Consider the following 6583-nt stretch of genomic DNA (forward strand, 5'->3'; position numbering starts at 1 on the left):
TCACCAGGGCGTCGGCCGGTCCCCCTCCCTCTCCTCCCGGTCCGCACTACGCTGCGCGATGCGGGCGGGATCGGGCGACCGGGTGTCGGTCGCCGACGACTGAGGGGTGTGCGGCGTGGTGACGTACGACTTGGTGATCGTGGGCGGCGGGCCCGCGGGCTGTGCGGCGGCGGTGATGGCGGCGAGCGTCGGGCTGCGGTCGGCCCTGGTCGAACGGCGCGAACTCGGCGCCACCCTGCGGCGCGTCCCGGCGGTGAGCAATGTGCTCGGCTTCGCGACCGGCACCGCCTTCGCGGACGCCGTCGCGGCGGACGTCCGACGGGTCGCCGACTCCTGCGAGCTCCTGCTCGGGACCCCGGCGACCGAACTGCACGCCGACGACGAAGGCGTGACCGTCCACCTCGCCGCCCCGGGAGCCGCCGTGCGCGGCCGGTACGCGATCGTCGCCACCGGCGTCCGCGCGGCCCGGCCGGAGGAGGCCGCCTGGCTCACCTCCGCCGTTGACGACCCTCCGCCGCTCTGGGAGGCGGACGCCGCACTCCTGACCGGCCGCCGCGCCCTTGTCCTCGGCGCCGACCGGCCTCTCGGCACACTGCTGCGCGCCCACCCCGGCGTATCGCTCGACCTGCTCGTACCGCACCCGCCCGGCGACGCCTACAAGGCCGAGGAGGTCCGCGACGATCCGCGGGTCACCCTGCTGGAGACCGAGGCTCTCGACCTCCGCCACTCCCCCAAGGGCCACGTCATGGCGGGGCGGGCGAGTTGGGCACCTTCGCGCCCGGCATGGTCTTCGTGAACCTGGGCGTCCGCCCCGCTGCTCTGCCCGGCACCCTGGTCCGGGGCGAGGACGGCTACTGCCCACCCGACCGCCAGCACCCCAGGATTCTCACGGCCGGCGATGTGCGGTCGGCCCGCGGCCAGCGCATCATGACCGCCACCGGCTCCGGCGCCGACGCTGCCCTGCACGCCTACTACGCCCTGCGCTTGAAGGGTTGACCGTGCACCCGCTGTGGAGCAGGAAGTCGACGGGGCCGACTTCCTGCTCCACGCAAGATCTTTAGGCGAGAACGGGAATAGCCGCCTCGCCGGATGGTCACCGCCCGGCCACGGCGCGTAACGTCACTCTCGATGTTCAACCAGGCACACCTACAAGGGGGTTCACCATGACCGCCAAGCAGGGGTTGATCCGCCTCACACGCGGCGACAGCGGCGAGGGATCGGGAGAGATCCCGGAGGAGATCCTGCGGGAGGCGTTCCGTGTTCTTGGATGGTGACGCTTGGCGGGCGTACTTCGACGCCATGGAGTACGACGCCTGGCGCTTGGAGACCCTCGCCGTCTACACGATGCCGCAGGAAGACGAAGGACTCCGTCGCTTCCTGGCCGGCGAGCCCCTGACGGCCGAGGCAACCGCAGCCTGGACGGCACGTGTCCGGGGATACCGGGAAACGGGTCGGCGCATCGGCCGAGTCCATGTGCTGACGCGCCCCCTGACGGACTACCTGCGCTACGAGTTCGCGCACTACCGCCACAACGTCGAGGCCGGGGAGGACGTACGGATCCTCGACCTCACCGACCGTCCGAACCCCGGCCTGCCCGACCAGGACTTCTGGCTCTTCGACGACCGCCGTACGGTGCTGATGGACTACCGCCCGGACGGCACCCAGATCGGCCGCCGGATCCACGACGGCGACGCCGCCCCCTACTCGGCCTGGAAGCGGCTGGCGATCGCCGAGTCCGTTCCTTTCCTGGAGTACGTGAAGGATCACGGGTGAGTGACCTTCGCCCCCGAGCAACTGGATCGGTCCAAGGCCGATCTGGCCCGGTTGCTCCGCGATCTCCGTAAGCGAGCCGGTCTCAGCGGAGACCGGCTCGCTCGGCGTTGCGGTCTGTCCCAGAGCACGATCAGCAAGATCGAAACCGGGCGGAAAATCCCACGCCTCACCGAGGTGGAATCCATTCTTCGCGCCCCGCGCCACGCCTTCGTCCCGGACACCGTCTGACTCCCCGACGAGTACAGCCTGCCCGGCTACCGACAGGTCGACCGGAGCCGGGAGCCGGATGTCTGGGGCGGTCGCGGACGGCTGTCCGCGACCGCCCGCCGCGTCGTACGGCTAGGAGGCCCTCCAGTGCCCGACCGCTCAGACGAGGTGGTCGAACTCGCCGGCCTTGATGGCCAGCAGAAAGCAATTCAGCTTCTCCACATCGGTGACCAGAATGCTCCCCGGGTCATCGGACTCCCGCAAATGGCGAAGGCCCGCCGCTCCCCTTGCAAGTTCAACGCAGCTGCCGCCCGCATTCGAGCCGCTGAACGAGGACTTCTGCCAGACGATCTCGGACATCGCATGCCTCTCAGAACAGGAGCACGTAGGGAACAAATGCAGTAGCTGGGCTCTCTTCACCTCTCCACCCGGGACTGAGCGACCGTGGAAGCGATGAAGCATGCAGGCACAGGTAGCTCTCGGGAGGAAGGTCTGCCAAGCCCGTACGTAGTGACGGGAACAGGAAGGGCCCGAGCTGACACGGTTCGGACTCACCGTACGACCGGACGGCCGACTGCGCACGTGGCTGGACAGCCCCCGAGCGTCCGGTCGGCGGCATCCCGCGCTGACATGCGAAGCGGGCGGTCGCGGACGGTTGTCCGCGCCCGCCCGCTGCAATGGTGCGGCCCGGAGGCATCCAGGACCGACCCGATCAGGTGAGGTGGTCGAACTCGCCGGCCTTGACGGCGAGAAGGAGAACACGCAGTGCATCGGCATCGATAGCCAGCACCGTTGCCGCCTCATCAGACTCACGAAGAAGTCGCCGGTCAGCCGCACCATGGGCCAGCTCAAGGCACGCGTTCCCGGGATCACCACCACTGAACGACGACTTCTGCCAAAAGATCTCGGGCATCGCAGGCCTTTCAGACTTGGATCAGATAGAGAAGGTGATGCAGGAGGCCCCACGAGTCACGCATCGCTGTACCGCGTCGGGGCTCGGCCGCGTCAACAGCTGGCAGGGCCAGGTCCTTCAGCTGCTCGAACTTCAGCCAGTAGGCAGCAATCGTCTCAGGATCACCGTAATGCTCTGCACGAGCAGGAGTGTCGACAACGATGGTGGACAGGTCGAGGCAACCCGGATCGCAGCACAAGAACGAACCAGGGCTCGGAGGCTTCTTTACCGCCGCGAACGGAAGCACCTGGATGGTGACGTTCGGACGTTCCGCAACGTCGAGCAGATGGAGCAGTTGGGCCCTCATCACCTCGTCTCCGGGGAACCGCATGTGCAGAGCCGCCTCATGAATGACGAAGTGGAGCTCCCTGTCCTCCTCCAGGATTCGCTGCCGCTCCATGCGGAACGCGACAGCATCGGCGATCGCCCACTTCCCGTCGCCTTGAGAATCCTCGTAGATGGCCTCGGCATAGGCCGGCAGCTGAAGAACGCCGGGTATGTAGAGCATCTCGTAGTTGGTGATTCGGATCGACCGATCCTCGGCCTCCGCCAGATCCAGCGAGAGCATCGGCACGCGGTCTTCGAACGCCGACCACCAGCCCTTGCCCGTGCTGCGCGCCATGTCCGCGAGCCCGCTGCGGTACACCGGATCAGTACAGCCGTAGGCGTCCAGCCAGATCGCAAGTCGCTCCGCGTTCAACGTGATCCGCCCTGCCTCGGTGTGGCTCACGGCCGGGCCTCGCATACCGACCAGGGCTCCGGCCTCTGCGGCGGACAGGCCTGCCGCTGTCCGTAGACGCTGCAGCTCTTCGCCGAATCGGCGTTGCCGCTGGCTGATCGGCCCCTTGTATCCCACGACTGTCCTTCCTCACCTGCGCGCAGTGTGGCGCAGAACTCCTGCGCGGCGCCACCGAGGTAGCGCCAGTCCGGGGAGACTCTTCGATCGGCTTGCAACTCTGCCATACGCACCCCTACTCTCAGTGTTGCACCGATCACATGACGAAGCGTCAATGAGTCCGCTTCCACGGCAGCGGACACCTGTCTTCGCAGGTGATCCATTCCTCCCCGTCTCCCGGAGGTCCCCCATGTGTGCCTTCAACCCTCCCGACTGGTCCGTCGTCCGGCGTGAGCTGCAAGCCCTTCTCGCCGCCTCGGACTGGCCGCCGGACGCCGCCGCCGACGCCGAACTCGCCCTCCACGAGCTGTTCGTGAACGCCTGGAAGCACGCCGGCTGCCAGGCCCCGCACGTCATCGTCGCCCTGCGCCCCCGCACGCTGCGGGTCTCGGTCTGCGACGACAGTCCCGATCTGCCCGAGCCGCGCGCCTTCACCGACCCCTATGCGGTGTCGGGCCGAGGACTCCACCTCGTTCGCGCCCTCACCCACCGCTTCGGCGCCGATCCCCTCAAGAACGGCAAGGTCGTCTGGTTCGAGCTGGATGCCGCCGCGTGAACACCCCACTCGAATCGCAGGACCCCTACCTCCGCACCTACACCGAGCCCGAAGTCACCGCCCTCCTCCGTGAACTCCACGAGCGGGGCAGGCCCTTCGGCATCCAGTGGGGCTCCGCCGCCGTCAACGGCAGCACCATCGACGGACGCCTCCTCGTCGACTTCGGCGACACCTCCGTCGCCACCCTCCTCAACCTCCTCACGCTCCTCCGTGAAACGGGCCGGCCCGCGTGAACTTCCTCATCGGCGCCGCCTTCGCCGTCCTCCTCGCCCTCGCCTTCGCCACCGTCGTCACGGGTGTCATCACCGCCCTGAAGGTGCACGGCGAGGACGAGGAGGACAGCCCCGGCCACTGACTCACTCCAACGATTGCATCCTTGCTACTGCTCCGCCGCCCCCGCTCGGGGCACCGCCGGGCCGCGGAAGGCCAGGGGGCGGCTCAGGACCAGGTTCGTCGTCGTACTCCCGAACTGCGCCAGCTCGTCGACGATTTCCTCAAGATGCCCCATCGAGGTGGTCGCGATCTTCAGCGAGTAGCAGTCGTCCCCGGTCGTCCGCAGGCACTCCAGGATCTCCGAGCGCTCCTCCAGCAGCCGCCGCAGCGGCTCGTGCCGTGCCGCCGGCCCGGGGTACTTCAGCCGGACCACCGCCAGCACCGGGTACCCGGTCCGGTCCAGGTCCACCTCGGCCCGGTACCCCGTGATCACCCCCGCCGTCTCCAGTCGCCGCACCCGCTCCGTCGTGGCCGACGCGCTCAGGTTCACCCTCCGCGCCAGCTCGGCGAACGCGATCCGCCCGTCCTCCTGGAGCTCGGCCAGGATCGCCCAGTCCGTCGCATCAAGAATCTCGGTCATGAGCCCAGATTGCCGGTGATTCCACGGCGGAACAACCCCTGAACCGGTGGATGCCCCTTCAGTCAATCCACCCTCCCTCCCTAGGCTTTCGGGTGTGAAGATCGGAGTGAACGTCCCCAACTTCGGCCCCGGCACCGACCCGGCGGCCCTGCTCACCTGGGCCAGGACCGTCGAGGGCCTGGGCTTCGACCTGCTGATGGTCTCGGACCACGTCGCCATCACCCCCGACGTCGCCGTGCGCTACCCCGGCCCGTTCTACGAGCCGTTCACCACCCTCGCCTGGCTCGCCGCCCACACCGAGCGGGTCCGGCTCGGCACCACCGTCCTCATCGCTCCCTACCGGCACCCGCTCCTCACCGCCCGGATGGCCGCCAATCTCGACGCGCTGAGCGGTCACCGCCTCGTCCTCGGGGTCGGAATCGGCTGGGCGCAGCAGGAGTTCGCCGCCCTCGACGTCCCGTTCGAACAGCGCGGCCGCCTCACCGACGACCACCTTCGCCGCCTGCGCACCGCCTGGGCGGACACCGCCGACTACGGCACCCGCCGGATCCCGCTCTGGGTCGGCGGCAACAGCGACGCGGGCCTGCGCCGCGCCGTCCGCCTCGGTGACGCCTGGCACCCGCTGCGCCCGACCACGCCGTGGCTGTGCGAGGCCGCACCCCGATTGCGGGCGTACGCGGACGAACACGCGCTCCCGGCACCGGCGTTCGCGCCCCGGATCGCCCTCAGGCTCACGACCGTGCCGGTCGCCGGGCCGCAGCGCCTCGCGGGCGAGGGCAGCATCGAGCAGGTCGCCGCCGACCTCGCCCGGCTCCGGCTGCTGGGCGCCGACACCGTCGTTCTCGACCCCTACCACGGCGACCCGGAGCAGACCCGCGACCCGGGACCGGCCCGGGAGGCCCTCGCCGCCGTGGCCGACCTGCTGCACCTCGCGCCGACCCGAACGGAACAGCCCTCATGACGCTCACCCCCGCCGACCACGCCCTGCTCCGCCGCGCCATCGCCCTCGCCGCCGAGGCCCGCACCCTCGGCAACCCGCCGTTCGGCTCGCTGCTGGCCGCCCCGGACGGCACCGTGCTGGCCGAGGAGCGCAACACCACGCGCACCGACCGGGACCTCACCGCGCACCCCGAACTGAAGCTCGCCCGGTGGGCCGGACGGGAGTTGGACCTCGCAGCCGCCTCGCGGACGACCCTCTACACCAGTTGCGAGCCCTGTCCGATGTGCGCGGCCGCGCTCCGGCAGGCCGGCCTCGGCCGGGTCGTCTTCGCCCTCTCCGGGGAGCAGTTGCTGGGGATCCGGCCGGGGAGCGGCCTCCCGCCGGTGCCGCAGGAGGGGCCGGCGCTG

General features: G+C 69.7%; 13 protein-coding genes. 9 read left to right on the forward strand and 4 right to left on the reverse strand.

The features are described from left to right. Positions 1 to 115 precede the first annotated feature (115 nt). From ADK60_RS22465 to ADK60_RS22475, 4 genes are all read left to right on the forward strand, one after another. Complete coding sequence (locus ADK60_RS22465; RefSeq protein WP_353651765.1) at positions 116 to 796, forward strand: FAD-dependent oxidoreductase; 681 nt, start codon at positions 116 to 118, stop codon at positions 794 to 796. Beyond that, the gene (locus ADK60_RS48165; RefSeq protein WP_353651766.1) at positions 784 to 996 is read left to right on the forward strand and encodes an NAD(P)/FAD-dependent oxidoreductase; all 213 of its coding nucleotides are present in this window, start codon (positions 784 to 786) and stop codon (positions 994 to 996) included. The genes ADK60_RS22465 and ADK60_RS48165 overlap by 13 nt, the downstream gene beginning before the upstream one ends. A 261-nt stretch (positions 997 to 1257) precedes the next feature. Continuing rightward, positions 1258 to 1773, forward strand: coding sequence for a DUF6879 family protein (locus ADK60_RS22470; protein ID WP_053648424.1), 516 nt, complete (start codon positions 1258 to 1260; stop codon positions 1771 to 1773). Beyond that, positions 1774 to 2001 carry a helix-turn-helix domain-containing protein gene (locus ADK60_RS22475; RefSeq protein WP_053648425.1) on the forward strand — a complete coding sequence of 76 codons (228 nt, stop codon included), beginning with the start codon at positions 1774 to 1776 and terminating at the stop codon, positions 1999 to 2001. 138 nt (positions 2002 to 2139) lie between these two features. Here ADK60_RS22475 and ADK60_RS22480 read toward each other — a convergent pair whose 3' ends face one another. The 3 genes from ADK60_RS22480 to ADK60_RS22485 form a co-directional block, all read right to left on the reverse strand. Beyond that, on the reverse strand, positions 2140 to 2340 hold the full coding sequence (locus ADK60_RS22480) for a DUF397 domain-containing protein (RefSeq protein ID WP_053648428.1): 201 nt from the start codon (positions 2338 to 2340) through the stop codon (positions 2140 to 2142). Positions 2341 to 2692: 352 nt separating this feature from the next. Continuing rightward, on the reverse strand, positions 2693 to 2893 hold the full coding sequence (locus ADK60_RS42260; protein WP_079008611.1) for a DUF397 domain-containing protein: 201 nt from the start codon (positions 2891 to 2893) through the stop codon (positions 2693 to 2695). Positions 2894 to 2903: 10 nt separating this feature from the next. Continuing rightward, entirely contained in the window at positions 2904 to 3788 is an 885-nt protein-coding gene (locus tag ADK60_RS22485) for a helix-turn-helix domain-containing protein (protein ID WP_063783228.1), read from the reverse strand. A 229-nt stretch (positions 3789 to 4017) separates the two neighbouring features. Between ADK60_RS22485 and ADK60_RS22490 the strand changes: the two genes are divergently transcribed. Genes ADK60_RS22490 through ADK60_RS47770 form a run of 3 tightly spaced genes read left to right on the forward strand, consistent with a single transcriptional unit; the run spans position 4018 to position 4738 of the window. Next, positions 4018 to 4383 carry an ATP-binding protein gene (locus ADK60_RS22490; protein ID WP_053648432.1) on the forward strand — a complete coding sequence of 122 codons (366 nt, stop codon included), beginning with the start codon at positions 4018 to 4020 and terminating at the stop codon, positions 4381 to 4383. Beyond that, a complete protein-coding gene (locus ADK60_RS22495; RefSeq protein ID WP_053648434.1) occupies positions 4380 to 4616 on the forward strand; it encodes a hypothetical protein in 237 nt (78 codons plus the stop codon). The genes ADK60_RS22490 and ADK60_RS22495 overlap by 4 nt, the downstream gene beginning before the upstream one ends. Beyond that, positions 4613 to 4738 carry a hypothetical protein gene (locus ADK60_RS47770; protein ID WP_286185296.1) on the forward strand — a complete coding sequence of 42 codons (126 nt, stop codon included), beginning with the start codon at positions 4613 to 4615 and terminating at the stop codon, positions 4736 to 4738. Before ADK60_RS22495 ends, ADK60_RS47770 begins: the two co-directional genes overlap by 4 nt. A 24-nt stretch (positions 4739 to 4762) precedes the next feature. Here the strand turns inward: ADK60_RS47770 and ADK60_RS22500 are convergent, their stop codons facing one another. Continuing rightward, positions 4763 to 5236: an Lrp/AsnC family transcriptional regulator gene (locus tag ADK60_RS22500; RefSeq protein WP_045937714.1), complete on the reverse strand. Its 474-nt coding sequence runs from the start codon at positions 5234 to 5236 to the stop codon at positions 4763 to 4765. A gap of 94 nt (positions 5237 to 5330) precedes the next feature. Between ADK60_RS22500 and ADK60_RS22505 the strand changes: the two genes are divergently transcribed. Both ADK60_RS22505 and ADK60_RS22510 read left to right on the forward strand, forming a co-directional pair. Next, a complete protein-coding gene (locus tag ADK60_RS22505) occupies positions 5331 to 6197 on the forward strand; it encodes an LLM class flavin-dependent oxidoreductase (protein WP_053648435.1) in 867 nt (288 codons plus the stop codon). Continuing rightward, the coding region (locus tag ADK60_RS22510; protein WP_053648436.1) for a nucleoside deaminase at positions 6194 to 6583 on the forward strand (390 nt) is incomplete at its 3' end. The genes ADK60_RS22505 and ADK60_RS22510, both read left to right, overlap by 4 nt.

The sequence above is a fragment of the Streptomyces sp. XY431 genome (genome assembly GCF_001279805.1).
Taxonomy (GTDB): Bacteria; Actinomycetota; Actinomycetes; order Streptomycetales; family Streptomycetaceae; genus Kitasatospora; species Kitasatospora purpeofusca.

Coding starts and splice junctions, on each gene's coding strand:
- ADK60_RS48165 (WP_353651766.1), top strand. CDS start 784: ATGGTCTTCGTGAACCTGGGCGTCCGCCCCGCTGCTCTGCCCGGCACC.
- ADK60_RS22480 (WP_053648428.1), bottom strand. CDS start 2,340: ATGTCCGAGATCGTCTGGCAGAAGTCCTCGTTCAGCGGCTCGAATGCG.
- ADK60_RS42260 (WP_079008611.1), bottom strand. CDS start 2,893: ATGCCCGAGATCTTTTGGCAGAAGTCGTCGTTCAGTGGTGGTGATCCC.
- ADK60_RS22490 (WP_053648432.1), top strand. CDS start 4,018: ATGTGTGCCTTCAACCCTCCCGACTGGTCCGTCGTCCGGCGTGAGCTG.
- ADK60_RS22500 (WP_045937714.1), bottom strand. CDS start 5,236: ATGACCGAGATTCTTGATGCGACGGACTGGGCGATCCTGGCCGAGCTC.